Source organism: Curtobacterium sp. ABR8 (assembly GCF_057812125.1).
This window is the reverse complement of record NZ_CM173818.1, coordinates 1,279,396-1,303,430: the sequence shown is the minus strand read 5'-3', so window position 1 is coordinate 1,303,430 and position 24,035 is coordinate 1,279,396. Positions and strand designations below refer to the sequence as shown.

The window sequence follows — 24,035 nt, the reverse complement described above, 5'->3', positions numbered from 1 at the left end:
GGCGAGCCGCGCCTCCCGTCAGTCGGTGGTGTCGAAGACCGGGCCGACGGTGCGCGAGCGCTTGAGCTCGAAGAAGCCGGGGTACTTGGCCACGGCGACGACGCCGTCCCACAGGTCGAGCGCTTCCTGCCCCTTGGGTGCCGGGGAGATGACCGGTCCGAAGAACGCGGTGCCGGCGACCGCGATGACGGGCGTGCCGACGTCCTGTCCGACCCGGTCGATGCCGTCCTGGTGGCTCGCGCGCACGGCGGCGTCGACCTCGTCCGTCCAGGCGTACTCGAGCAGGTCGGCGTCGAGACCGAGCTCGGCGAGCACGGCGGGGACGACCTGGTCGGGGTCCTGCTCCTGGCGGTGGTGGACGTGCTCGCCGAGGGCGTCGTAGAGCGGCTTGACGATGTCCTGGCCGAGCCGGAGCCGCGCCGCCGTCACGATGCGCGGGTAGACCTGACCCGCCTGCAGGCGCTCCTTGTAGGTGTCCGGGACGTCCTGGTCCTCGTTGAGGACGAACAGGCTCATCACCTTCCACGTCACGTCGAGGTCGCGGTGCTCGGCGACCTCGCCCACCCAGCGGCTCGTCATCCAGGCCCAGGGGCAGTTCGGGTCGAACCAGAACTCCACGGTGGTTCGTTCGGTCGTGTGTCCGGTCGGGTGTTCCGTCGTCTTGTCCACAGTCGTCTCGCTCACGCTCCGAGGGTACGCGGCGTCGCTAGGCTGGAACCCATCGTCCCGCCGGTGCACGACGCCGTGCCGGGACTCCCCTCGCGGACACGATCGTCCGCGTCCCCAGCGAAGATGGAGCGTTGCGTGCCCGGAGAGAACCTCACCAGAACCGAAGCCCAGGAACGTGCCGGCATCGTCAGCGTGCAGACGTACGACGTCGAGCTCGACCTGACCCGCGGCGCCGAGACCTTCGGCAGCACCACCCGCGTGCGCTTCACCGCGACCGCCGGTGCCTCCACGTTCATCGACGCGATCACGAAGACCGTGCACTCCGTCACCCTGAACGGCACCGCGCTCGACGTCGCCGCGGTGAACGACGGCGTCCGCATCCAGCTCGACGACCTGCAGGAGCAGAACGAGCTCGTGGTCGTCAGCGACGCGCTGTACACGAACACGGGCGAGGGCCTGCACCGCTTCGTCGACCCGGTGGACGACGAGGTGTACCTGTACTCCCAGTTCGAGGTCCCCGACTCGCGCCGCATGTTCGCGGTGTTCGAGCAGCCCGACCTCAAGGCACAGTTCTCCTTCACCGTGACGGCACCGTCACGGTGGCAGGTCGTGTCGAACTCGCCCACGCCCGAGCCCCACGTCGACGGCGACGTCGCGACCTGGGCCTTCCCGCCCACCGCCACCATCTCGAGCTACATCACGGCGCTCATCGCCGGCCCGTACGAGGTCGTCCGCGACGAACTGACGAGCAGCGACGGCCGCACCATCCCGCTCGGCGTCTTCGCGCGCAAGTCGCTGGCCGAGTACCTCGACCCCGAGTACGTGTTCGAGACCACGAAGAAGGGCTTCGCCTACTACGAGGAGAAGTTCGACGTCCCGTACCCGTTCGAGAAGTACGACCAGCTCTTCGTGCCGGAGTTCAACGCCGGCGCGATGGAGAACGCGGGCGCCGTCACGTTCACCGAGACCTACGTCTTCCGCTCGAAGGTGACCGACGCCATCAAGGAGCGTCGGGTCGTCACGATCCTGCACGAGCTCGCGCACATGTGGTTCGGCGACCTCGTCACCATGAAGTGGTGGAACGACCTCTGGCTGAACGAGTCGTTCGCCGAGTGGGCGTCCACGATCGCCACCGCCGAGGCCACCGAGTGGACCGAGGCCTGGACCACGTTCCAGGCGATGGAGAAGTCCTGGGCCTACCGCCAGGACCAGCTCCCCTCGACGCACCCGATCGTCGCGACGATCAACGACCTCGAGGACGTCCAGGTCAACTTCGACGGCATCACCTACGCCAAGGGCGGCTCCGTCCTGAAGCAGCTCGTGGCGTGGGTCGGCATCGACGCGTTCTTCGCGGGTGTCTCGGCCTACTTCAAGAAGCACCACCACTCGAACACCGAACTGCGTGACCTGCTCGTCGAGCTCGAGGCCACCAGCGGCCGCGACCTGTCCGGGTGGTCGAAGCTCTGGCTCGAGACCGCGGGCGTCAACACGCTCCGCCCGGAGATCGAGGTCGACGAGTCCGGCGCGATCACCTCGTTCGCCGTCCTGCAGGAAGCGCCGGCCGACCACCCGACGCTCCGCCCGCACCGCCTCGCCATCGGCGTCTACGCGTTCGGGACGGACGACTCCGCGCCGTTCGGTGCCGACACCGCGTCGTCCGGCGGCAAGCTCGAGCGCGTGCACCGCGTCGAGATCGACGTCGACGGCGCACGCACCGAGGTCCCCGAGCTCGTCGGTGTGCAGCGCGGTGACCTCGTGCTCCTCAACGACGACGACCTGGCCTACGCCAAGATCCGTCTCGACGAGCAGTCCCGCACGACGGCGATCGAGCACCTCGCGGCCATCGCGAACCCGCTCGCCCGTTCGATCGTCTGGGGTGCGATGTGGGACGCCACGCGCGACGCCGAGTCGCCCGCCAGCGACTACGTCCGGCTCGCGCTCGGCAACATCGCGACCGAGTCCGAGTCGACGACCATCCGCACGACCCTGTCGCAGCTGCTCCTGACGACGCGCAACTACGTGGCGCCGTCGAAGGTCGACGCCACGGTCCGCACGGTGGGCGACACCCTCTGGCAGCTCGCGGCCTCGGCCGAGGCCGGTTCGGACGCGCAGTTCCAGTTCGTGAAGTTCTTCGCGCAGATCGCGTCGACGCCCGAGCACGTCGCCACCCTGCAGGGGCTGCGCGACGGATCGGTCACGCTGCAGGGCCTCGAGATCGACACCGACCTGCGCTGGGAGCTGCTCGAGGGCCTCGTGCTCGCCGGTGCCGCCTCCGACGCCGAGGTCGACGCCGAACTCGCGGCGGACAAGACCGCGTCGGGTGAGCAGGCCGCGGCCCGCGCCCGTGCGACGATCCCCACCGCCGAGGGCAAGCTCGCGGCCTTCGCGTCGCTCGTCGACTCGTCCGAGCTGCCGAACGCGATCGTGCGGCAGACCACGGTCGGGTTCCAGCACGTGAACAGCCCCGTCGTGCTCGAGGGCCTCGTGCCGAAGTACTTCGAGGTGCTCACGCGCATCTGGGCCGAGCGCAGCTACCACATGGCCGACACGATCGTCTCGGGCCTGTACCCGGCGCCGCTCGCGTCCGCCGAGCTCCGCGACGCCGCGCACGCGTGGCTCGAGGCGCACCCGGAGACCCCGGCGCTGCGGCGCATCGTCTCCGAGAGCGTCGCGGGCACGGAGCGCGCGCTCCGGGTGCAGGCGGCGGACGCCTGAGCATCGAGCTCTGATCGGCGGGGTCTTGGCGTTCCTCATGGAACGCCGAGGCCCCGCCCTCTAGCATCGTCCGGATCATGAGCCTCGCTGCAACCACCGATGAGACCACGAAGGCCGTCTCGAACGCCTTCACCGACTTCGTGACCACCTGGCACGACGCGATCGTCATCGTGATCACGATCCTCGTCGCCGTCGTCCTCCGGCTGATCCTGCGCCGAGTGATCCGTCAGGTCGTCGACCGCGTCGTCTCGGGCGTCAAGAAGCGACAGGGAGCGACCGACACGCAGGCGCTCATCGCGTCGCCGGTGCAGACCGCACGCGTCGTGCAGCGCACCCGCACACTCGGGAGCGTCCTGCAGAACCTGGCCACGGTCATCGTCGTGGTGATCGCCCTCGTCGTGATCATTCCGCTCCTGGTTCCGAACGCCGCCGTCGGCATCGTCGGTGGCGCTTCGCTCGTCGCCGCGGGCCTCGCCGTCGGCGCGCAGTCGATCGTGAAGGACCTGGTGTCCGGCATCTTCATGATCCTCGAGGACCAGGCCGGCGTCGGGGACGTCGTCGACACCGGACAGGCCACGGGCGTGGTCGAGAACGTCGGGCTGCGCGTCATGCAGGTGCGAGACGTCAACGGCATCCTGTGGTTCGTGCCGAACGGCCAGATCCTGCGCGTCGGCAACCTGTCGCAAGGCTGGTCACGGGTCCTCGTCGACATCACGGTCCCCTACGACACCGACATCGACGCCGTGCAGGACGCCCTGCTCGCGGCCGCGGTCGCCATGTCGCAGGAGCCCCGCTGGCGCCAGCGCATCGTCGAGAAGCCCGAGATCTGGGGGCTGCAGTCGATCTCCGAGGACGGCATGGTCTTCCGGCTCGTCGTGAAGACCCGCGCATCCGAGCTCGACGTCGTCGGACGCGAACTCCGCGCCCGCTTGAAGCACGCCGTCGACGGCCTCGGCATCACCCTTCCCGCCATGGCGATGATCATGCCCGAGGGCTGGGAGAACGCGACCTCGATCAACGGGCTGCGATCCGTCCAGACCCGGCCCACCCCGGCACCGACCAAGCCGCGCCGCACGAAGCGCAACGTGCTCGGGCAGCCGATCCGCACCGACGACCACCACGACGGTGGGAAGGACCCCCAGTGACCGATCCCACTCCCCCGAGCAACAGCCCCGGCAAGCCCGGTGTGACTGGCGGCGTCGGTGTGCCCGGCGGGGCTGGCGGCCTCGGCGTGCCCGGCGTCCCGGCGCAGCCGATCACGCTGCGGGTCGGCGAGCACGGGGTCTCGGCCACCGGCTCGCTCTTCGACCGCATCGGCGGAGCTCCGACCTTCGACCGGCTCGTCCGGCGCTTCTACGAGGGTGTGCAGCACGACGAGGTCATCTGGCCGATGTACCCCGCCGACGACCTCGAGGGCGCGATCTGGCGCCTGTCGGCCTTCCTGCAGCAGTACTGGGGCGGGCCGGGCACCTACAGCGAAGAGCGCGGACACCCCCGGCTGCGCATGCGGCACAACCCGTTCCGCATCACGTCCGAGGCCCGCGAGCGGTGGTTGCACCACATGCGCGAGGCCGTCGAGTCACTCGAACTCGCGCCCCTGGACGAGGCCGAGCTCTGGGCGTACCTCGACCGCGCCGCGCACGCCATGACGAACACCTTCGACTGACCCCTGCCGTCGGGTCCTGACTGCCGGCAGGTCCCGACTGCCCTTCAGGTTCCAAAATCTGCACATCTCGGCGGCCTCTCGCGCCGTTCGTGGAACCTCGGCGAACGGTGCGCGGCATGTTGTGGAACCTCGGCGGCGCTGAAGCCGTCGTCGAGGGCCGCTGGTCGTCCTCAGCGCACGTACGAGCCGGTGGCGAGGTCCTGGACCAGGGACGGGTGCGTCGGGTTCCAGCCGTACGCGGAGCGGGCATGCGCACCGGAAGCCTCCTGGTGCAGGAGCAGGGCATCGGCGAACGCCGCGCCGAGTCGCTCACGCGAGGCGTCGACGCTCTCGGGGACGACAGGAGCGCCGTGCGCCCCCGCTTCGGCGAGCTCGCGCACCGTGGGGTTGTCCCCGGTGGCGGCGACGATGTACCCGTCCTGCTCGGTCCGCTCCAGCGCCAGGACGTAGAGCTCGCCGAGGTCGTCGACGTGCACCGTGGTCCAGCGCTGCGAGCCGTCGCCGACCAGGGTGACCGGCTGTGTGCCGTCGCTGACGAACATCGCGGGGATCCCCGCACCGCGCCCGTACACGATGCCCGGGGCGACGATCGTGGTCCGCACGTCGCTCGCCCGGACTGCTGCCTCGTTCGCCGTGCGCCACGACGTCAGCTCGGGCGGGTCGATCGGGGACTGCTCGGAGATGTCCGTCGAGTTGCCGAAGGTGAAGATGCCGCCCGTGTGCACGAACGGCTTCGGGGTGCCGGAGTAGGCGCGGAGGACCGTCGCCACGAAGTCGGGGTCGACATCGGGAGCGGACGCGGTGTGGACGACGCCGTCGGTCTCGTGCAGCAGCCGTTCGACGACCTCGGTGTCGGTGACGTCCTCGACGAGGGCGTGCCCGCCGGCGTCACGGACGCGCTGCGCCTTCTCGTCGGAGCGCACGATGGCGGTCACCTGGTGCCCGTGGGCGACGAGGGCGCGGAGGACGGAGGAACCGATGTAGCCGGACGCGCCGGTGAGGAAGACGTGCATGCCGCCAGCCAACCACCCGGGCAGGACGCGACGCTCGCTACGGGTTCAGGGTCCAGGCGCGGCGCTTGACGAGGACGTGCCCGCGCGACGTCGTCAGACGGCTCCACGGACCCGTCTCGAACAGTCGGACGGGGTCGTGACCGAGGAAGCCGAGGCTCTCCCCCGCGAAGCCTGCACCAGCGGGCAGGTGCTCGATGCCCGGCACCGGACGGCCCCAGACCTCGGAGCGCACCTTGCGGATGATCGCCTCGCCCGCGTTGGTCGGGACGGCGTCGGCGACCTCGGCGATGCCGTCGCGGGTGGCGCGGCGCAGCAGCTCCGGCGAGATGTCGGGCAGCGGCACCCACCCACCACGAGGCGGTGAGATCGCTGCCCAGGTCACGGTGTGGACCTCGTGCGGGAGCTCGACCTCGATCGGGGTGGCCCGCGTCGGGTCGGCACCGTCGGCGTGCTCGGCGTCCTGTTCCTCGGCGAGGAGTCGCAGCCGCTCGAGCAGGGACTGCAGCGGCACGACGGCGTCGATCGTCGCGGGCTCGGTGAGCGAGAACGTCCGGAGTCCGAGGACCGTCGGCAGCTCGTCGAGGAGTCCGAGGGGGTAGAGGATCGCCGTGTAGACCGCGAGGACGCCGGAGTCGGCGATGAACCGGACCGAGCCGTCCTCGATCCGAGCGGCACGTCCGAGGTACGTGCGGAGGTCCCCGAGGGAGGCGGCGTCGGGAAGCGTGAACGAGGTGCCCATGTCGCACCGATCCTACCGGCGCACCCTGTGTTCGTAGACTGCACCTCGTGAACGGCGAACCCGACTTCCTGCGGACACTCCGACTCGAGGACACCGGTGCGAGCACGGGTGAGACGATCCTCACCGGCGCGAACCACTGGTCCCCCGGCGGGCGGGTGTTCGGCGGCCAGGTGCTCGCCCAGTGCGTCGTCGCCGCGCAGGCCACCATCGAGGGGCGTGACATCCACTCGATGCACGGGTACTTCCTGCGCCCCGGTGACATCGACGTGCCGATCACCTTCGGCGTCGAACGCATCCACGACGGCCGGTCGTTCGCGACCCGGCGGGTGCAGGCCTACCAGCGCGGCGTACCGATCTTCTCGATGATCGCGTCGTTCCAGGTGCCGGACACCGGGGTCGAGCACCAGGACCCGTACCCGGTCGACACCCCGGCGCCGGAGTCGCTGCCGTCGGCCGCGTCGATCCTGTCCGCCATCGACCACCCCGTCGCCAAGGCCTGGGCCGAGCGGTCGATCGACCTCCGGCACGTCGAGGGCCCGGTGTTCGTCGACGTGCAGGGCGAACACGTCCCGCACCAGGCGGTCTGGTTCCGCGTGCAGGGCGACCTGCCCGATGACCCGGCCCTGCACCGCGCGGTCCTCGGGTACGCCAGCGACCTGTCGATCCTCGAACCGATCATGCGGCGGCACGGTGTCGCCTGGGGCACACCCGGTGTGAAGAGCGCCAGCCTGGACCACGCGATGTGGTGGCACCGCGACGGTCGGGCTGACGAGTGGATCCTGTACACGCAGGAGTCCCCCAGCGCGCAGGGCGGCCGGGGGCTCGCGTTCGGTCGGATGTTCTCCCGCGACGGCCGCCTGCTGGCGACCGTGGCGCAGGAGGGCATGATGCGGGTGCCTACGGGCGGCTGAACTCCACCGGGGCCTCGAGGTACGGCTCGCACGCCGCACGCTCGGCCTCGGTCAGCCGCCGAGGACGGTTCGTGGCGGCGTCCACCATCACGAGCGCCGTCGTCGCCCGGGTGTAGAGCTCGGCCGGCTGCTGCCCGACCGGCGACCAGACCTCGTACGACACGTCGATGCTCGCCCCGCCGAGGCGCCCGATCCACATCTGGATGTCGAGCGGCTGGCGGAGGTACGGGATCGACGCGAGGTACTCGAGACGCTGTCCGGCGATCACCGTCATCGTGCCGGAGCCCGGCCGACCGTCGATGATCGGCTCGGGCAGGCTGCCGTCATCCGTCAGCTCGCCCGCATCCGGCCCCCAGAACCCCACGATGCGCGCCTCTTCGAGCAGGCGCAGCATCGCGGAGTTGTTGACGTGACCGTAGGCGTCGATGTCGCTCCACCGCATGCGGATGGGAGCGTGCAGTCTCGCCACGCGGGTCAGTCGCGGGTGAGCTTGCGGTACGTCGCGCGACCGGGCTTCGCGGCGTCGGCACCGAGGCGCTCGATCTTGTTCTCCTCGTACGCCTCGAAGTTGCCCTCGAACCAGTACCAGTTCGGCATGCCGTCCTCGTTGAGGCCTTCCCACGCCAGGATGTGCGTCGCGATGCGGTCGAGGAACCACCGGTCGTGGGTGATGACCACGGCGCAACCGGGGTACTCGAGCAGGGCGTTCTCGAGGCTGCCGAGGGTCTCGACGTCCAGGTCGTTCGTCGGCTCGTCGAGGAGCAGCAGGTTGCCGCCCTGCTTGAGGGTCAGCGCGAGGTTCAGACGGTTGCGCTCACCACCCGACAGGATGCCGGCCCGCTTCTGCTGGTCCGGGCCCTTGAACCCGAACTGCGAGACGTACGCACGGGACGGGATCTCGGTCTTGCCGACCTGGATGTAGTCGAGGCCGTCGGACACGACCTCCCACAGGTTCTTGTTCGGGTCGATGCCGCCACGGCTCTGGTCGACGTAGGAGATGTCGACCGTGTCGCCGATCTTCAGCGTGCCGCCGTCGAGGGGCTCGAGGCCGACGATCGTCTTGAACAGCGTCGTCTTGCCGACACCGTTCGGGCCGATGACGCCGACGATGCCGTTGCGGGGCAGCGTGAAGGACAGGTCGCCGATGATGACGCGCTCACCGAACTGCTTGTGCAGCTTCTCGGCGTCGATGACCTGCGAGCCCAGACGCGGGCCCACGGGGATCACGATCTCCTCGAAGTCGAGCTTGCGGGTGCGCTCGGCCTCGGTGACCATCTCTTCGTACCGGGCGAGACGGGCCTTCGACTTCGCCTGACGGCCCTTGGTGTTGCTGCGCACCCAGTCGAGCTCCGAGGACAGGCGCTTCGCGAGCTTCGCGTCCTTCTTGCCCTGCACCTCGAGGCGCGCACGCTTCTTCTCGAGGTACGTCGAGTAGTTGCCCTCGTACGGGTAGAGGCGACCACGGTCGACCTCGGCGATCCACTGGGCCACGTGGTCCAGGAAGTACCGGTCGTGGGTCACGGCGAGGACGGCACCGTGGTACTGCTGCAGGTGCTGTTCGAGCCACTGCACGCTCTCGGCGTCCAGGTGGTTGGTGGGCTCGTCGAGCAGGAGCAGGTCGGGCTTCTGGAGCAGGAGCTTGCAGAGCGCGACGCGACGCTTCTCACCGCCGGAGAGGTGCGTGACGAGTTCGTCCCCCGGGGGGCACTGGAGCGCGGCCATGGCCTGCTCGAGCTGCGAGTCGAGGTCCCACGCGTCGGCGGCGTCGATCTCCTCCTGCAGCGTGCCCATCTCGGCGAGGAGCGCGTCGAAGTCGGCGTCGGGCTCGGCCATCAGCGCGGAGATCTCGTTGAAGCGGGCGAGCTTCGCGTGGATCTCGCCGACGCCTTCCTGGACGTTCTCCAGCACGGTCTTCGTCTCGTCGAGCTCCGGCTCCTGCATGAGGATGCCGACGGTGAAGCCCGGCGTGAGCTTCGCCTCACCGTTCGACGGCTGGTCGAGACCGGCCATGATCTTCAGGATCGTCGACTTGCCGGCACCGTTCGGTCCCACGACGCCGATCTTGGCGCCGGGGAGGAACGACATCGTGACGTCGTCGAGGATCAGCTTGTCGCCGACCGCCTTGCGGGCGCGGACCATCTGGTAGATGTACTCAGCCATATCGGCCCCAAGTGTAGTGACACCGCCGGTGCGTCGCGCGCCCGGAACCGGATCGCCGCTTCGCGCACCCGGCCGGACGGGGGTCTGTCGGGATCCGTGGCGACGACGTAGGTTGTCCTCGCCAACCACCTCGGGGCCCGTCGCTCACCACGACGCGGACCGGCTCAGGATCACGGACGGGATGACAACCATGACCAGGCACGCCACACGACTGCGCCGACTCGCGCTCCCCTTCGTCGGAGCGATCGCGCTCACCGTCGCCCTCGTCGCTCCGGCCGCGCCGGCTTCGGCCGCCGGAGCCGTCCCGAAGGGCGACCCCTACCTGCTCTACACGGCGAGCATCAGCGCCAGCGGGTCCGGCACGGGGTACTCGTCCTACATCAACGTCCACGACGCCCACAACAACGCCTACTCGTTCGGCATCCAGTCGGACAAGGGGTCGCCCGAGAGCAAGGGCAAGCCGCGCTACATCTGGGAGCGCGTGCAGAACGGCAAGTTCACCTACGGCTACCTCGGTCCGGCGACGAACAAGCTCACGCCGATCGGGATGCGCTGGTACAAGAACGACGTCGCGACGATGATCGTGAACCACAAGACGATCGGCACCCTCAAGCTCAACCTGGACGGCCGGCTGTTCTTCAACGCCGAGGCGAACGCCCGCCTGAACGGTGACGTCGTGCACTCGACCGTGCAGAACACACGCATCACCGTCGGCAACCGCAAGGGCCAGATCGGGCTGAACGGCAAGTGGGACACGAGCTTCTCGTTCCACGGGCTGAAGGCGACGCAGACGAACAAGCCACGGATCCAGGGCGCGAGCTTCAAGATCGACGGCCGGGTCGCCGGGCTGCCGCGCGGTGGGAACTGGGACACCGAGCAGGTGTCCGGCATCGCGATGATCGCGCAGAAGTGGTGACCGTCCGGCGCGTCTGACCGGGTTCACGCCGCGACCCTGGCGAGGGGTCCGTCGTCGTCCGGTGACTCGGGGTCGAACGCGGCACCGTCCTGTTCGAGCATGCGCTCCGACGGCCCGACCGGGTCGGCGTCGTCGAGTCCGTGGTCGATTCCGGAGTCGTTCCCCTGATCGGTCCCTGGCTCGACCCCGTCCTCGTCCTCGCGGTCGGCACCGGCATCGGCACCGGCCTCGTGCTCGGTGTCGTGCTCGTGCCGCGGGCCGTCGAGCGCCGGAGCAGCGACCAGGCCACCGCCGTGCACCTCGCCGGTCCGGGGGTCGACGCCCCGCACCCCGCCGTGCCCGGACGTCGTGTCGTTCACCTGCCGCGGCACCCGGACCCAGTTGCTGATGCCCCACGCCAGGTCGTGCCCGATGCCGTCGGCGTCGATCTCGACGGACGTGCCACCGCGACCGTCGCGCTCCCAGGTGCGGATCCGGACACGGCCGGACACGACGATGCGGTCGCCCTTCTTCAGGGACTTGAACACGTTCGACGCGAGGGAGCGGAACGCGGTGACGGTGTACCAGTTGGTCGCACCGTTGACCCAGGCGGCGCTGGCCCGGTCCCATCGGCGTGACGGTGAGGCGAGCCGCAGGCTCGTGATGGCGATGCCGGTCTCGGTGACGAGGTGACGGGGTTCCGTGGCGACGATTCCGCAGACGGTGATGATGTCGTTCATGCGTCGATCGTCATCGAGCCCGGGGCTGCCGAAGCAGCCCCGGGCTCGATCTGTGGCGTGTGGACCCGATCAGGCGACCTGTGGAGGACGAGTCCCCCGGGCCTCCTGTCCGGCCCCGGACCGCTAGTGCGCTCGGAACTCGGGCCGCGCCGCGAGCGGCCCGAGCGCGGCGTGGACCGCGCCCTTCGCCGACTCGAGCGACGGGTAGAGCCCGCCGGTGCGCCCTCGTCCGTAGAGCTCGACCTGGAAGCCGTCCGCGGCACGGTGGATGCTGCCCACCGCACCTGCCGGACCGATCGCGACCCAGGTCCCGGTGTTGTTCGTCATCGTTCGACCACCTCCTCGTGGCCCCGACGCCCGAGGATCAGGACGCCAGGATGTACTGACTGTAGGCCTTGCGGACCTTGTTCACCTTGGGCAGCGCCACTGCGAGGCAGTAGCCCTGGCCGGGGTTCTTCGCGAAGAAGTCCTGGTGGTACTCCTCCGCCGGGTAGAACGTCGTGAGCGGTTCGATCGTGGTCACGATGCCGCCGTCCCAGATCGCGGACGCGCGCGCGATCGCCTGCTCGAACAGCACGCGCTGCGCGTCGTCCGCCGGGAACATCGCCGACCGGTACTGCGTGCCGACGTCGGCGCCCTGCCGGTTCAGCTGCCGCGGGTCGTGCAGCGTGAAGAAGACGTCGAGGATCACGTCGGCCGGGATCACCGTCTCGTCGAACGTGACCGCGACGGCCTCGGCGTGACCGGTCGACCCGGTGCACACCAGCTCGTACGAGGGGTTCTCCACCCGACCGCCGATGTAGCCGGACTCCACGTCCTGCACCCCCTGGAGCGTGCGGTACACGGCGTCGAGACACCAGAAACATCCACCTGCGAGCACGAACGTGGTCATGGCCACAACCTACCTCCCGGAGTCCGGCAGCGGATCGGAGAGCGGACGGCCCGCACAGGGGACACCCCCTCCACAGTGCGCTGCGTCCGTCCCACCGTCCACGATGCATCGGAAGAGCCCCGGCGTGTCGGTGGTGGCCCGTAGCGTCGGGGCCACACCGACCAGGAGGCCACGATGCAGACCACGACCGAACCCGCACTGCGGATCCGCTCCGTCCCGCTCTCCCGGTCGCGCGGCGACTACCGCATCCTCGACGTCCGCGACGACCTGAGCCGTGTGACCCGGGCCAACGGCGAGATCGTCGGGTACGTGGACCGCATCGACGTCGCCGGTGACACCGCCTACCGCGCTCGTCGCTACGTCGCCGCCGAGCGTCGGTTCGTCGAACTGCCGAACGTGTGGTCCGCCGACGACGCCGTGGACTGCCTCCGCTGGTCATGATGTTCCAGATTGGAATCATCTGGGGTCGGATCTGCGGAACACCGTTCGTCCTCCCCGGGGCCTGACCGTTTCGTGAGTATGGTGCGCGCATGGACTGGTGGAACGACCTGACCGACTGGACTGCGTCCGACGACGGGTGGCGGGTGATCTCGGGTGCCGTGATCCCCTTCGTCGCCATCGTCGTCGCCGGCGTGATCGCGGCGCTCATCGGACGGGGTGCGACCAAGCGGGTCGTCGCCCTGCAGGAGCGTGAGTCGAAGAACGCCGCCGTCGCGGCGATCATCTCCGCGGCGCGCAAGGCCGCTGCCTGGGGTTCGCTCGGGCACGACGAACGCGGGTACGCGGACCACCTGGCAGAGGACGCCGACATCCGGCTCCGGCTGCTCCCCGTGCAGGGTGCGCCCCTCGCCGCCAGCTGGGCGCAGCACGAGATCGCCGACATCAAGAAGAACTCGTCGACCTTCAGCTTCCAGGCCGACCAGTCGCTCGCCGAGTTCCGCGACCGCCTGCTCGAGTGGCAGGCCCGCCCGGGCCGCGCCCGCAAGCTCTTCAAGGCCGACCTCGAGCGCTGGAAGTTCGAGTCCCCCGACCCCGACGCCGACCTGATCAAGCGCCAGCAGGACTGGAACGCCGACCAGAACGGCACCGCCCGACCGCAGAGCCCGACCCCGGCGGCTCCCGCCCCGGCGGCTCCCGTCGAGCGCCCCACGCCGACGACGACGTCCCTGCGTCCGGCGCAGCGATCAGCAGGAGCTCCCGCCTCCGCACCGGCGACCCCGGCCAACGCCGGGTCGACCTCCGGCGGTGCAGCCCCCGCAGCGCCCGCTGCCTCCGCCGCCGCAACTCCCGCAGCTCCCGCCGCAGGACCCGGGTTCTCGGTGAACCGCGGTGGGTCGGACGCCAACGCCACCCGGTCCTACGGCGAGAACACCACCCGCGTCTACGGCGACGACACCGCGCCCCCGGTACGCCCGGCACTCGGCAGCCCCACGTCACCCGCACGCTCGACCCCGAGCCGCGGGACCGACGACACCGAGGTCGTGGACGACGACGCCGTCACCAAGGCGTTCGGCGACTCCGACCGGGTGACCCCGGCCCGCAGCACCGACCGTCCCGCATCGTCCGCAGTGGCGACGCCGACGCCGACCTCGGCCGACGCACACGTCAACCGGACCCCCGCCAACGACGTCCCGACGGCCCAGGCGTCACCGGCTGCTCCGTCGTCCCCGGCTGCCCCGGCTTCCGCCCCGGCCCCGAAGGTCGAGACCCCGGGCACGACGAACACGACGTCCATCCCGACCCGCATCACCCAGGCCCCCGCGGAACCGACCGACGCGAACGAGACGTCCGAGGCGCCGTACACGCAGCCGATCAGTGCCGCCGAACTCCGCCGCCGCGCAGCGGACGACGACGAGTAGCGGGGCAGGACACCCAGCACCCGCACGAACGAGCAACGGGCCGCCATCCGATCGGATGGCGGCCCGTTCGCGTCGTGCCCCCGGCAGGAATCGAACCCGCGGCACGGTGGGTAGAAACCACCTGCTCTATCCACTGAGCTACGGAGGCGAGCGACGTCGATTCTAACCGGGACCCGCCGGTCGAGCGGTTCCGGAACGGTTCGGCCCGCGTCTGCTCGCAGTTCGCCTCCGGGACACCCGCACTTCGTACCGTCCGGGAGATGCACTCCTCTCCCACCGTCCTCGCCGTCGTCCCCGCGCGCGCCGGCTCGAAGGGCATCCCGGGCAAGAACCTGCGGACGGTCGCCGGCCGGTCGCTCGTCCGCCGGGCCGTGGAGTCGGCGCGGAGCGCGGCACTGATCGACGCCGTGATCGTCACGACCGACGGCGACGCCATCGCGGCGGAGGCACGAGCAGCAGGTGCCGACGTGGTCCGACGGCCGGCCGACCTCGCGGGCGACGAGGCGTCGTCGGAGTCCGCACTGCTCCACGTGCTCGACGAACTCGAGGCGGCCGGCACCGGGCTGCCCGAGGTCCTGGTGTTCCTGCAGGCGACCTCGCCGTTCATCGACCCGGACGACCTCGACACCGCGATCCGGCGCGTCTCGGAGGGGCACGCCGACGTCGTGTTCGCCGCGACGCCCTCGCACGCGTTCCTGTGGCGCGTCACCGCGGATGGTTCCGCCGTCGCCGTGAACCACGACGCCGCCACCCGTCCGCGTCGCCAGGACCGCGCGGCCGAGTACCGCGAGACCGGCGCCTCGTACGTCATGCGGACCGATGGCTTCCGGCAGCACGGGCACCGCTTCCACGGCCGCGTCGAACTCATCGCCGTCGACCCCGCCGGCGCGATCGACATCGACGACGAGACGGACCTGATGGCGGCCGAAGCCAGGTCCGAAGTCGCGGTCGACGCCACGGCCGGCGCCGTCGCTCCCCAGACCCCGGACCACGACCCATCCCCGACGCGGGCAGCCCCCGCACTGAACGGAGCACCATGACCGTCACCATCGGCACGTCCACGATCGGCGCTGGCCACCCCGCGTACCTCATCGGCGAGATCGGCCTCAACCACAACGGGGACGTCGACATCGCCAAGCAACTCATCGACGTCGCAGCCGACGCCGGGCTGCAGGCCGTGAAGTTCCAGAAGCGCACCCCGGCCATCGCCACCCCGGAGCACATGAAGAACACGCCCCGCAGCACCCCGTGGGGCGAGATGACCTACCTGGAGTACCGCTACCGCGTCGAGTTCGACCGCGACCAGTACATCGAGATCGGCGACCACGCGACCCTCCGTGGTCTCGACTGGTTCGCGTCGCCGTGGGACGAGCCGTCCGTGGACTTCCTCGAGGACCTCAACGTCGTCGCGTACAAGATCGCCTCGGCATCGGTGACCGACCTCGGGATGCTCGCCGCCGTCGCCGCGACCGGCAAGCCCGTCATCCTGTCGACGGGCATGTCGACCCTCGAGCAGATCGACGCCGCCGTCGACGCCCTCGGCACCGACCGCCTCGTGCTCATGCACGCCACCTCGACGTACCCGCTCCCCGCCGAGGAGGCGAACCTCCGCATGATCGACACCCTCGCCCACCGCTACTCGGGCGTGCCGGTCGGGTACTCCGGCCACGAACCGGGCCTGCAGATCTCGATCGCCGCCGTGGCCCTCGGCGCGACCGCGGTCGAACGACACATCACGCTCGACCGCACGATGTGGGGCTCGGACCACGCAGCCTCGCTCGAGCCGCACGGCCTGAAGACCCTGGCGCGGGACATCCGCATCATCGAGACGGCACTCGGCGACGGCGTCAAGAAGATCTTCCCCGGCGAGCAGGCACCGCTCGCGAAGCTGCGTCGCGTCGGCGCGTGAGCGGAGCGCACGTGAGCGGCGCACACGCGAGCGGCGCACACGTGCGCGGCCCGGTCGACGGGACCCGCGCCCTGGACGCGCCGGCTGACGGAGGTGCGCCGAGCAGCGGACGGGAGGCGCGCCTCCCGTCCGACGCGTCACCACGCGTCCGACGCGTGGTCGGCCTGGTCGACACCGACTCGTTCGCGAAGTGGGGCGCGCACCTGCTGGCGACGGCCCCGGCCGACTGGGACCTGGAGCTGCGCACCGTGGCGACCCCGCGGTCTGCGAGTCCGGAACAGCTGCGGTCGGCGTTCCGCGGACTGGACCGGCGGCTCGCCCACCTGCGCCACGATCCGCCGGCACCGAAGGACGTCGACGCCGTCGTCGAGGAGCTCCGCGTCGACCCGCCGGACGCCGTCCTCGTGTCGTTGATCGGCCCCGTCGCCGAACTCGTCATCGACGAGGTGCACCGGCGGATCCCGGACCGGCCGGTGCTGGTGTCGGGACTGCCGGGGATCTCGTTCCCGGCGAAGTGGAAGGGCATCTTCTTCCGCGCCCGAGCCGACCTGTTCGTGCTGCACAGCCACCGTGAGGTCCGGGCGTACGACGAGATGGCGCGCGAGGGCGGGGTGCAGCCGCACTTCGCGCTCGCCACGCTGCCCTTCGCGCGGAGCGCGACCGCCGGCGCGAGCGCCAGCGCGACCGCCGGCGCGAGCGCGCCCGTCCGTGACTCCGTCGTCTTCGCCGCCCAGCCGAGTGTCCCGCTGGAGCGCGCCGACCGCGCCCTCGTGGTGCACTGGCTCGTCGCGACCGCACGGCAGCACCCGGAGTGGCGCGTCGTGATCAAGACCCGCGCGGCCGCCGGCGAGCACCAGACGCACCGCGAGGAACACCCCTACCCCGACCTCGTGCCGGCAGACGCCCCGGCGAACCTGGTGGTCGAGAGCGGGCCGATGGCCGAGCACCTCGACCGTGCCGTGGCCCTCGTGACGATCAGCTCGACGGCGGTGCTCGAAGCGGCCGCCCGTGGTGTGCCCGCACTGACGCTCACGGACTTCGGCATCGGACGGCACCTGATCAACGAGGTGTTCGTGTCCAGCGGCCTCGAGGGCGACTCGGTCGACCTGGTGGACGGCCGGTTCGGCACGGTCCGACCGAGCTGGATGCGGGACAACTACTTCCACCCGGCCTCGGAGGACGACTGGCAGCAGCGGCTGACCGAGCTCATGGCACGGCGGGACGCCGGGACGCTCGTCGACCGCGCACCCGCACGCCGCAGCCGGGGAGGAGTGCTGCGCCGGGCCTGGGAGCGGAAGAACGCCCTCGGCGGTGCAGACCGCTCGGCGCTCGGCTGGCTCGCACTCGCGATCGGGGCCCCGATCCGCACGGTGAAGCGGCTGGCCCGGAAGGCGAGGGCGCTGGTCGACCCGCCGGAGCCGGTCGTGGTGGCGGCGCCGACGTCGCAGCGCGCGGCGGGCGGCCGTTCAGAGGGCCTTGGCGATCGCCAGCAGCAGTTGGTCTCGGGTGGGGACCCCGGGTGAACGGAAGACCTCGGCTCCGTCCTCCCGCCGCACGATGATCGTGGGCGTGGAACGGATGCCGAGGTCCTCCGCGTCGTCGGGGTACGACGCCACGTCACGTTCGGTCACGGCGAGCCCGGGGACGAGTGCCGACGCCTCGGCCGACACCCGGCGGGCGGCGGCGCACGGCGCACAGAAGGCGGACGTCCAGAGGTCGAGCTGCATGTGACTCTGCAACACGGCGGCGCGGGGTTCTACTCCCGGTCGAACTCGCCGCTGCGGTCGCCGCGGTCGGCCAGGTCGTCCACCGGGTCGGACTCACCCGGCTCGTAGGTGAACTCGACGGAGATCTGGTCGAGGACCTGACGCGACTTGGTCGCGCGGTAGGTGAAGGCCGTCTGCAGGCCCTCGACGTCGGCGAACACCGTGACCTCGTCGTCCAACGCGTCGCTCGTCGCGGTGCGGGTGTCGGTCGTGCCGTCGAAGGGGCCGCCGTGGAAGATCGCGGTGTACTCGTCGCCTTCGTGGATGGTGATGTCGCTCATGCGTCCCTTCTACCAGGCGGTGCCTGTTGCGGCATGTTGCGCATTGCATAGCATGGCTATATAGTTCAACTATGGAAACAACGCGTGCGCAGACGATCGAGACGCTCCTCGTCTCCGTCAACCGCCTGATCCGCAGCGCCGTGCAGTCGACGGGCAACACCACGTCGGCCGCGGTCTGGCGCACGCTCGGCATCCTCGAGTCCGACGAGCCGCTCCGACTGGGTGAGCTCGCGGTCGCCTCGCGCGTGGCGCAGCCCACGATGACCCGGCTCGTCACCGGCATGCTCGCCGACGGCCTGGTCTCGCGCAGCGTCGACCCCGACGACTCCCGCGGGCAGCTCATCGAGATCACCGACGCGGGCCGCGCACGACTCACCGCCTGGCGCGCCACGCTCACCGACACGGTCGGCCCGCTGTTCGCCGACCTCACCGACGACGACTGGGACGTTCTGCACCACGCGGCCGTCCTGATCGCACAGCGCACGAACACCACCCCCACGACGTCGTCCACCGGGACGGCACCGACCAGAACGGAGACCACCGCGTGAACGCCCACGCACCTGCCGGCCAGTCCGGCTCCATCCTCAAGCAGTCGTCGGCGGTCTGGGCGATCGCGTTCGCCTGCGTCGTCGCGTTCATGGGCATCGGTCTCGTCGACCCGATCCTCCCCGCGATCGCTGCGTCGCTCAAGGCGACCCCGGCGCAGACCGAACTGCTGTTCACGAGCTACCTGGCGGTCACCGGCGTCGCGATGTTCTTCACCAGCTGGGTCTCGAGCCGCATCGGCGCGAAGCGCACCCTGCTCATCGGTCTGGCGCTCATCGTCGTGTTCTCGGTCCTCGCCGCCACGTCGAACAGCGTGTGGAGCATCATCGACTTCCGCGCCGGCTGGGGCCTCGGCAACGCACTCTTCATCTCCACCGCGCTGGCCACCATCGTCGGTGCGGCATCGGGCGGCACCGCCTCGGCGATCATCCTCTACGAGGCAGCACTCGGTCTCGGCATCGCCGTCGGTCCGCTCGTCGGCGGCCTGCTCGGATCGGTCAGCTGGCGCGGTCCGTTCTTCGGCGTCACCACCCTGATGGCCGTCGCGTTCATCGCCATCGTCGCCCTGCTGAAGACCGGCAGCCTCGAGAAGCCCACCCCGACGAAGCTCTCGGCACCGTTCCGCGCCCTCGGCCGTCCCGCGCTCGCCGCACTCGCCGCGACCGCGCTGTTCTACAACATCGGCTTCTTCGTCCTGCTCGCCTACACGCCCTTCCCGCTCGGGTTCGGCGCGCTCGGCATCGGCTTCACGTTCTTCGGGTGGGGGCTCGGTCTCGCGATCACGTCCGTCTGGGTCGCACCGATGCTCACCGCCCGTCTCCGCCGGACGACCGTGCTGAAGATCGCGTTGCCCTTGCTGGCGCTCGACCTGTTCGCCGCGGCCGTCGTCGTGGACTCGCAGGTCGGCCTCATCATCTGCGTCATCGTCGGTGGACTCGTCCTCGGTGTCCTGAACACGGTGCTCACCGAGTGCGTCATGGAGGCCACGGACCTGCCCCGCTCGGTCGCCTCGAGCGCCTACTCGGCCGTCCGCTTCATCGGCGGAGCCATCGCCCCGCCGGTCGCGACCCTGCTCGCCGACGCGTTCGCTCCCTCGGCCGCGTACGTGTTCGCCGGAGCGTCGGTCGCCGTCGCGTTCGTCGTCGTCCTCTGCACCACGAAGGTCCTGCGCCGCGTGGACGACGGTGCCGAGCCGGAGCGCGTCGAGGCCGAGGCCATCGGCGCCGGAGAGATGTCCTAGCCGCGCGGCCCTTCCTTCCCCTTCCAGCCCCGCGAGCCCCGCGAGCCCTGCGAGCGGGCGAAACACCCGGGTGCCCGGCAACGCGGCCCGGGCATTTCGCCCCCTCGCGGTGGGCGCCCTGATCGCGACCAGCCTGGAGGCCCGGCGCCCGCCCGGCGGACCGGCTCCGGGCCTCCAGGCCGTCACCGCAACCGCGGCGCGAGCCCTCGGCACATCCGCGCGTCTACGCGCCACGCGCTCGTCGAGCGGGCGAAACACCCGCGTGCCGCGCGGCGCAAGCCTGGCATTTCGCCCGCTCGCGGTCGCCGTGGGGCTGGGTCCGCGCGCCCGCCCTGCCTTCTGGTCCCGCTTCCCCGCGAGCGGGCGAAACACCCGGGTCGCCCGCGACGCGACTGCGGCATTTCGCCCGCTCGCGGTGGGTGCACGGGGCGCGACCAGCCTGGAGGCCCGGCGCCCGCCCGACGGACCGGCACCGGGCCTCCAGGCCGTCACCACCACCGCCCCACGCGCCTCCGCCCCGTGTGCCCCGCATCGAGCGGCCTGCCGAGCGGGCGGAACACCCGGGTCGCCCGCCACGCGACCGCGGCATTTCGCCCGCTCGCGCGCTCGGCGGACGCCGCTGCGCCGCCGCGCACGGGGCGCACGCGGGCCGGGAATAGGATCGTGCACATGGCAACCGCGAATGACCGCCTCGTCTGGATCGACTGCGAGATGACCGGCCTCGACCTCGAGGTCGACGAACTCGTCGAGGTGGCCGTGGTCATCACCGACTTCGACCTCGAGCCCGTGCACCCCGGATTCGACATCGTCATCAAGCCGGACCAGTCCGCGCTCGACAACATGAACGAGTTCGTGACGAACATGCATGTCACGTCGGGGCTCATCGAGGAGATCCCGAACGGCGTGAGCTTGGCGGACGCCGAGTACCAGGTGCTCGAGTACATCCTCGAGCACGTCCCGGCAGAGGGCACCGCTCCCCTGGCCGGCAACACCATCGGCACCGACCGGGCGTTCCTGTCCAAGTACATGCCCCGCGTCGACGGTCACCTGCACTACCGCAGCGTCGACGTGTCGAGCATCAAGGAGCTCTGCCGCCGCTGGTTCCCGCGCGTGTACTTCAACTCGCCGGAGAAGCACGGCGGGCACCGCGCGCTCGCGGACATCCTCGAGTCGATCCGGGAGCTCGAGTACTACCGCCGTGCCGGCTTCGTCGCCGAGCCCGGCCCGACCACCGACGATGTCCGCGCCGTCCAGGCCGAGGTCGTGGAGAAGTGGGAACCGCGCCTGGCACAGCCCGCGGCCGAGTGACGACACGGGTGGTCGGCACCGCCCGCAGCATGTACTACTATTGAGTGGTCGCGCCGGTCCGCCGGTGTGTGCATGGTGGATATAGCTCAGTTGGTAGAGCGCCTGGTTGTGGTCTAGGAGGTCGCGGGTTCGAGACCCGTTATTCACCCCAGTGTTCAAGAACAGACGAAGGCCCCGGTCCGCTGGATCGGGGCCTTCGTCGTCTTGGCACTCCTCGATGTCATCTGAAATACTTGCAGGGAATATCACGCAATGGATATCCTGTTCCGATGCACACCCGAACCCTCCGCTCCGACGTCCAGGGGCTCCGCGGCATCGCGGTGGCCGCAGTCGTCCTCGACCACGCCTTCCACTGGCCGAGCGGCGGGTTCCTCGGTGTCGACGTCTTCTTCGTGCTCTCCGGCTTCGTCATCACGGCCGGGTTGCTGCGTGAGCGGGCACGGAGCGGTCGGATCGACCTGCGCGCCTTCGCGGTCCGACGGGTGCGTCGCCTCGCACCGGCCGCGATGCTCGTGCTCGTCGCGACCACCGCGGCAGCGTGGGTACTGTTGCCCGCGACACGCTTCGGGTCGGTCGCGACGGACGCCCTCTGGTCCGCGCTCGCGGTGCAGAACTGGCGGCTCGCATCCGAGGGGACCGACTACTTCGCCGCGACGACCTCGGCGTCGCCGTTCCAGCACTTCTGGTCCCTCGGGGTCGAGGAACAGTTCTACCTGGTCCTCCCCGTCCTGATGCTGCTCCTGCTCGGGCGCTCGGCCGGCACCGGGCGCAGCGCCGAGGTCGGACGCGCCGGCCTGACGACCGTGGTGGTCGCCGTACTGTCCATCTGTTCACTGGCGTGGGCCTTCCTCGCGGTCACCCGCGATCCCGGGGCGGCGTACTTCTCGACGGCGACCCGCGCCTGGGAACTCGGCCTCGGCGTCGTGGTGGCCCTGCTGGTCCGGCGAGGACGCGCACTGCGCCCGTTGCTCGCCGAGGTCCTGGTGGTCATCGGCTCCGTCGCGATCATCGGGTCGATCGTCATGGGACGTGAGTCGATCGGCGTCCCGGCTCCGCTCGCCGTCGTCCCGACGATCGGCACCGCCCTGGTCCTGATCGCGGGCACCGGACGACCCCGAGGTGTTCGAGCCGCGGCTCCGCTCCGGTGGCGACCCCTCGTCGGGCTCGGCGCGATCAGCTACTCCCTCTACCTCTGGCACTGGCCGTTCATCGTCCTGCTGCCCCTGTTCACTTCGCTGCCGATGCCCGCGATCGTGGCGCTGTCCCTGCTGGCCGCGATCGCCAGCTACGCGACCGTCGAGACCGCCTTCCGACACCGCGGACTCGTGTCGACGCTGCGTGAGAACCGTCTGCGGCTCCAGCTCGGCGGACTCACCGTCCTGACCGTGCTGACGCTGATCACCGTGTCCGGCACCGCGGAACGACTGAAGCCGCTCCCCGCGGTGCCTGCCGCGGCGGCCGATGCAGGTCCGGCCGAGGACGACGACGCCTTCCCCGCGCTCCGGGCGCGTGCCGATGCCGTCGCCGCAGGTCTGGCCGCGCGTGCGTGGCCGGACACCCTCACGCCGAGCGCCGACGCCATCAGCGCTGCCGGCTACGCGGACTCGCTCACCACCACCTCGGACTGGGCGTCGACCATCGGGTGCTCGCGGATCGGCGCGGACTGGCGTGCCGCGGGCTGCACGTGGGGCCCGGAGGCGGAGACCAGTACCGACATCGTGCTCGCCGGCGACTCGACGGGGGCGTTCTCGGCGCCGGGGTGGCGTGCCCTCGCCGATGTCTCCGAGGCCGGCGTCCGGGTCCGCAACGCCGCAGAGATCGGCTGCCCCTTCTCGACGACCGCGCTCCGATCAGACGCCGCGACGTGCGCCACGCACAACGCCGAGGTGCTCGCCGAACTCGAGCGGACCAGTCCGGACGTCCTCGTCGTCACCAACCGGTTCTGGGACGAGAACGACCCGAGTCTGGAGTCGATCGACCAGGACGCCTACCAGGACGGCATCCGCGAGATGATCGAGGCGGCCCGCGTCCACGTCGGCCGCGTCGTCGTGGTGCCGGCGACGCCGCCGGGCTACGCCCCCACGAGTTGCACCGCAGGCACCAAGGGCCCTCAGGACTGCCTGACCAGCGACGGCGTCGCCCGCTCGCAGATGCGCGCGCTCACCTCGGCGCTGCGTGGCGTCGAAGGCACCGAGGTGCTCGACACGACCCCGCTCTGGTGCGCCTTCGGGTCCTGCCCGCTGCTCATCGGCGACGTCCTGACACGCTTCGATCCCGTGCACGTCACGCCCGAGGCATCGCACGCGTCGGCACCGGCGCTGCTCGAGCTGCTCCGTCAGCAGGGCATCCTGCCGGGTGTGGCACGATCGACCCCGTGATGGAGATGTCCGCCGACGACTTCGAGCAGCTCGTGACCGACGAACTCGACCTGCTTCCCGACGAGATGGTCGACGGGCTCGACAACGTGGTGTTCGTCGTCGAGGACGAACCGGAGAACGGCGAGGAGCTGTTCGGCGTGTACGACGGCATCGCGGCGACCGAGCGCGGGCAGTACGGCTTCGGCGAGTTGCCCGACCGGATCGTGGTGTTCCGCAAGCAGCACCTGGCCGAGTGCGACACCCTCGAGGAACTCAAGGACGAAGTGCACACCACGCTCGTCCACGAGATCGGGCACTTCTACGGCATCGACGACGAGCGCCTGCACGAGCTCGGCTGGGCGTAGCGGA

25 protein-coding genes and 2 tRNA genes are annotated in these 24,035 nt (G+C 70.5%); 16 read left to right on the top strand and 11 right to left on the bottom strand.

Features of this window, described 5'->3' with window-relative positions; all coding sequences use genetic code 11:
* Nucleotides 1-18 precede the first annotated feature (18 nt).
* The gene (locus ACXKZB_RS06310) at nucleotides 19-579 is read right to left on the bottom strand and encodes a mycothiol-dependent nitroreductase Rv2466c family protein (protein ID WP_488825866.1); all 561 of its coding nucleotides are present in this window, start codon (nucleotides 577-579) and stop codon (nucleotides 19-21) included.
* Between the two features lie 225 nt (nucleotides 580-804).
* Here ACXKZB_RS06310 and pepN point away from each other — a divergent pair, with 225 nt between their 5' ends.
* The 3 genes from pepN to ACXKZB_RS06295 all read left to right on the top strand — a co-directional run bounded on the left by pepN (nucleotide 805) and on the right by ACXKZB_RS06295 (nucleotide 5,050).
* On the top strand, nucleotides 805-3,384 hold the full coding sequence (gene pepN, locus ACXKZB_RS06305; RefSeq protein WP_396290575.1) for an aminopeptidase N: 2,580 nt from the start codon (nucleotides 805-807) through the stop codon (nucleotides 3,382-3,384).
* Between the two features lie 77 nt (nucleotides 3,385-3,461).
* Complete coding sequence (locus ACXKZB_RS06300) at nucleotides 3,462-4,529, top strand: mechanosensitive ion channel family protein (RefSeq protein WP_488825216.1); 1,068 nt, start codon at nucleotides 3,462-3,464, stop codon at nucleotides 4,527-4,529.
* Complete coding sequence (locus tag ACXKZB_RS06295) at nucleotides 4,526-5,050, top strand: globin (protein WP_488825215.1); 525 nt, start codon at nucleotides 4,526-4,528, stop codon at nucleotides 5,048-5,050. Before ACXKZB_RS06300 ends, ACXKZB_RS06295 begins: the two co-directional genes overlap by 4 nt.
* Nucleotides 5,051-5,220: 170 nt before the next feature.
* Here ACXKZB_RS06295 and ACXKZB_RS06290 read toward each other — a convergent pair whose 3' ends face one another.
* On the bottom strand, nucleotides 5,221-6,063 hold the full coding sequence (locus tag ACXKZB_RS06290; protein ID WP_488825214.1) for an NAD-dependent epimerase/dehydratase family protein: 843 nt from the start codon (nucleotides 6,061-6,063) through the stop codon (nucleotides 5,221-5,223).
* A 37-nt stretch (nucleotides 6,064-6,100) separates the two neighbouring features.
* Nucleotides 6,101-6,802, bottom strand: coding sequence for a DUF8185 domain-containing protein (locus ACXKZB_RS06285; protein ID WP_123313433.1), 702 nt, complete (start codon nucleotides 6,800-6,802; stop codon nucleotides 6,101-6,103).
* A gap of 47 nt (nucleotides 6,803-6,849) precedes the next feature.
* Between ACXKZB_RS06285 and ACXKZB_RS06280 the strand changes: the two genes are divergently transcribed.
* Nucleotides 6,850-7,713, top strand: a complete 864-nt coding sequence (locus ACXKZB_RS06280; RefSeq protein WP_488825212.1) for an acyl-CoA thioesterase — start codon at nucleotides 6,850-6,852, stop codon at nucleotides 7,711-7,713.
* Here ACXKZB_RS06280 and ACXKZB_RS06275 read toward each other — a convergent pair.
* Nucleotides 7,700-8,155, bottom strand: a complete 456-nt coding sequence (locus ACXKZB_RS06275; RefSeq protein WP_222660160.1) for an acyl-CoA thioesterase — start codon at nucleotides 8,153-8,155, stop codon at nucleotides 7,700-7,702. The two genes, ACXKZB_RS06280 and ACXKZB_RS06275, sit on opposite strands and share 14 nt — an antisense overlap.
* 32 nt (nucleotides 8,156-8,187) lie before the next feature.
* Nucleotides 8,188-9,873, bottom strand: a complete 1,686-nt coding sequence (gene ettA, locus ACXKZB_RS06270; protein WP_488825211.1) for an energy-dependent translational throttle protein EttA — start codon at nucleotides 9,871-9,873, stop codon at nucleotides 8,188-8,190.
* A 190-nt stretch (nucleotides 9,874-10,063) separates the two neighbouring features.
* Between ettA and ACXKZB_RS06265 the strand changes: the two genes are divergently transcribed.
* Complete coding sequence (locus tag ACXKZB_RS06265) at nucleotides 10,064-10,789, top strand: hypothetical protein (protein WP_488825210.1); 726 nt, start codon at nucleotides 10,064-10,066, stop codon at nucleotides 10,787-10,789.
* A 23-nt stretch (nucleotides 10,790-10,812) separates the two neighbouring features.
* Here ACXKZB_RS06265 and ACXKZB_RS06260 read toward each other — a convergent pair whose 3' ends face one another.
* The 3 genes from ACXKZB_RS06260 to msrA all read right to left on the bottom strand — a co-directional run bounded on the left by ACXKZB_RS06260 (nucleotide 10,813) and on the right by msrA (nucleotide 12,400).
* Nucleotides 10,813-11,508, bottom strand: a complete 696-nt coding sequence (locus ACXKZB_RS06260; RefSeq protein ID WP_488825209.1) for a single-stranded DNA-binding protein — start codon at nucleotides 11,506-11,508, stop codon at nucleotides 10,813-10,815.
* Nucleotides 11,509-11,631: 123 nt separating this feature from the next.
* Nucleotides 11,632-11,835, bottom strand: a complete 204-nt coding sequence (locus ACXKZB_RS06255; protein WP_111086793.1) for a methyltransferase — start codon at nucleotides 11,833-11,835, stop codon at nucleotides 11,632-11,634.
* Between the two features lie 37 nt (nucleotides 11,836-11,872).
* Nucleotides 11,873-12,400, bottom strand: a complete 528-nt coding sequence (msrA, locus tag ACXKZB_RS06250) for a peptide-methionine (S)-S-oxide reductase MsrA (protein ID WP_488825207.1) — start codon at nucleotides 12,398-12,400, stop codon at nucleotides 11,873-11,875.
* Between the two features lie 174 nt (nucleotides 12,401-12,574).
* On the opposite strand from msrA, the gene ACXKZB_RS06245 reads away from it, so the two are divergent.
* Nucleotides 12,575-12,841 (top strand): hypothetical protein, encoded by a 267-nt coding sequence (locus ACXKZB_RS06245; RefSeq protein WP_123313427.1) that lies wholly within the window; start codon nucleotides 12,575-12,577, stop codon nucleotides 12,839-12,841.
* A gap of 89 nt (nucleotides 12,842-12,930) precedes the next feature.
* Nucleotides 12,931-14,259: a hypothetical protein gene (locus ACXKZB_RS06240; protein ID WP_488825206.1), complete on the top strand. Its 1,329-nt coding sequence runs from the start codon at nucleotides 12,931-12,933 to the stop codon at nucleotides 14,257-14,259.
* Nucleotides 14,260-14,334: 75 nt separating this feature from the next.
* Here the strand turns inward: ACXKZB_RS06240 and ACXKZB_RS06235 are convergent.
* Nucleotides 14,335-14,407, bottom strand: a tRNA-Arg gene (locus ACXKZB_RS06235).
* Between the two features lie 112 nt (nucleotides 14,408-14,519).
* Between ACXKZB_RS06235 and ACXKZB_RS06230 the strand changes: the two genes are divergently transcribed.
* Genes ACXKZB_RS06230 through ACXKZB_RS06220 form a run of 3 tightly spaced genes read left to right on the top strand, consistent with a single transcriptional unit; the run spans nucleotide 14,520 to nucleotide 17,691 of the window.
* The gene (locus ACXKZB_RS06230; protein WP_488825205.1) at nucleotides 14,520-15,299 is read left to right on the top strand and encodes an acylneuraminate cytidylyltransferase family protein; all 780 of its coding nucleotides are present in this window, start codon (nucleotides 14,520-14,522) and stop codon (nucleotides 15,297-15,299) included.
* Nucleotides 15,296-16,168, top strand: a complete 873-nt coding sequence (locus ACXKZB_RS06225) for an N-acetylneuraminate synthase family protein (protein WP_488825203.1) — start codon at nucleotides 15,296-15,298, stop codon at nucleotides 16,166-16,168. The genes ACXKZB_RS06230 and ACXKZB_RS06225 overlap by 4 nt, the downstream gene beginning before the upstream one ends.
* Nucleotides 16,165-17,691, top strand: coding sequence for a DUF6716 putative glycosyltransferase (locus tag ACXKZB_RS06220; protein ID WP_488825202.1), 1,527 nt, complete (start codon nucleotides 16,165-16,167; stop codon nucleotides 17,689-17,691). Before ACXKZB_RS06225 ends, ACXKZB_RS06220 begins: the two co-directional genes overlap by 4 nt.
* Here the strand turns inward: ACXKZB_RS06220 and ACXKZB_RS06215 are convergent.
* Both ACXKZB_RS06215 and ACXKZB_RS06210 read right to left on the bottom strand, forming a co-directional pair.
* Nucleotides 17,635-17,895, bottom strand: a complete 261-nt coding sequence (locus tag ACXKZB_RS06215) for a thioredoxin family protein (RefSeq protein WP_123313641.1) — start codon at nucleotides 17,893-17,895, stop codon at nucleotides 17,635-17,637. The two genes, ACXKZB_RS06220 and ACXKZB_RS06215, sit on opposite strands and share 57 nt — an antisense overlap.
* A 29-nt stretch (nucleotides 17,896-17,924) precedes the next feature.
* Entirely contained in the window at nucleotides 17,925-18,215 is a 291-nt protein-coding gene (locus ACXKZB_RS06210; protein WP_123313422.1) for an oligoribonuclease, read from the bottom strand.
* Nucleotides 18,216-18,286: 71 nt separating this feature from the next.
* On the opposite strand from ACXKZB_RS06210, the gene ACXKZB_RS06205 reads away from it, so the two are divergent.
* The 6 genes from ACXKZB_RS06205 (at nucleotide 18,287) to ACXKZB_RS06180 (ending at nucleotide 24,031) form a co-directional block, all read left to right on the top strand.
* Entirely contained in the window at nucleotides 18,287-18,763 is a 477-nt protein-coding gene (locus ACXKZB_RS06205) for a MarR family winged helix-turn-helix transcriptional regulator (RefSeq protein WP_488825201.1), read from the top strand.
* On the top strand, nucleotides 18,760-20,001 hold the full coding sequence (locus ACXKZB_RS06200) for an MFS transporter (RefSeq protein WP_123313420.1): 1,242 nt from the start codon (nucleotides 18,760-18,762) through the stop codon (nucleotides 19,999-20,001). The genes ACXKZB_RS06205 and ACXKZB_RS06200 overlap by 4 nt, the downstream gene beginning before the upstream one ends.
* Nucleotides 20,002-20,670: 669 nt before the next feature.
* Entirely contained in the window at nucleotides 20,671-21,309 is a 639-nt protein-coding gene (orn, locus tag ACXKZB_RS06195) for an oligoribonuclease (protein ID WP_205464185.1), read from the top strand.
* 75 nt (nucleotides 21,310-21,384) lie between these two features.
* A tRNA-His gene (locus ACXKZB_RS06190) sits at nucleotides 21,385-21,460 on the top strand.
* 118 nt (nucleotides 21,461-21,578) lie between these two features.
* Nucleotides 21,579-23,687: an acyltransferase family protein gene (locus tag ACXKZB_RS06185; RefSeq protein WP_488825200.1), complete on the top strand. Its 2,109-nt coding sequence runs from the start codon at nucleotides 21,579-21,581 to the stop codon at nucleotides 23,685-23,687.
* Nucleotides 23,687-24,031 (top strand): metallopeptidase family protein, encoded by a 345-nt coding sequence (locus ACXKZB_RS06180; protein WP_262140114.1) that lies wholly within the window; start codon nucleotides 23,687-23,689, stop codon nucleotides 24,029-24,031. Before ACXKZB_RS06185 ends, ACXKZB_RS06180 begins: the two co-directional genes overlap by 1 nt.
* Nucleotides 24,032-24,035: the final 4 nt, after the last annotated feature.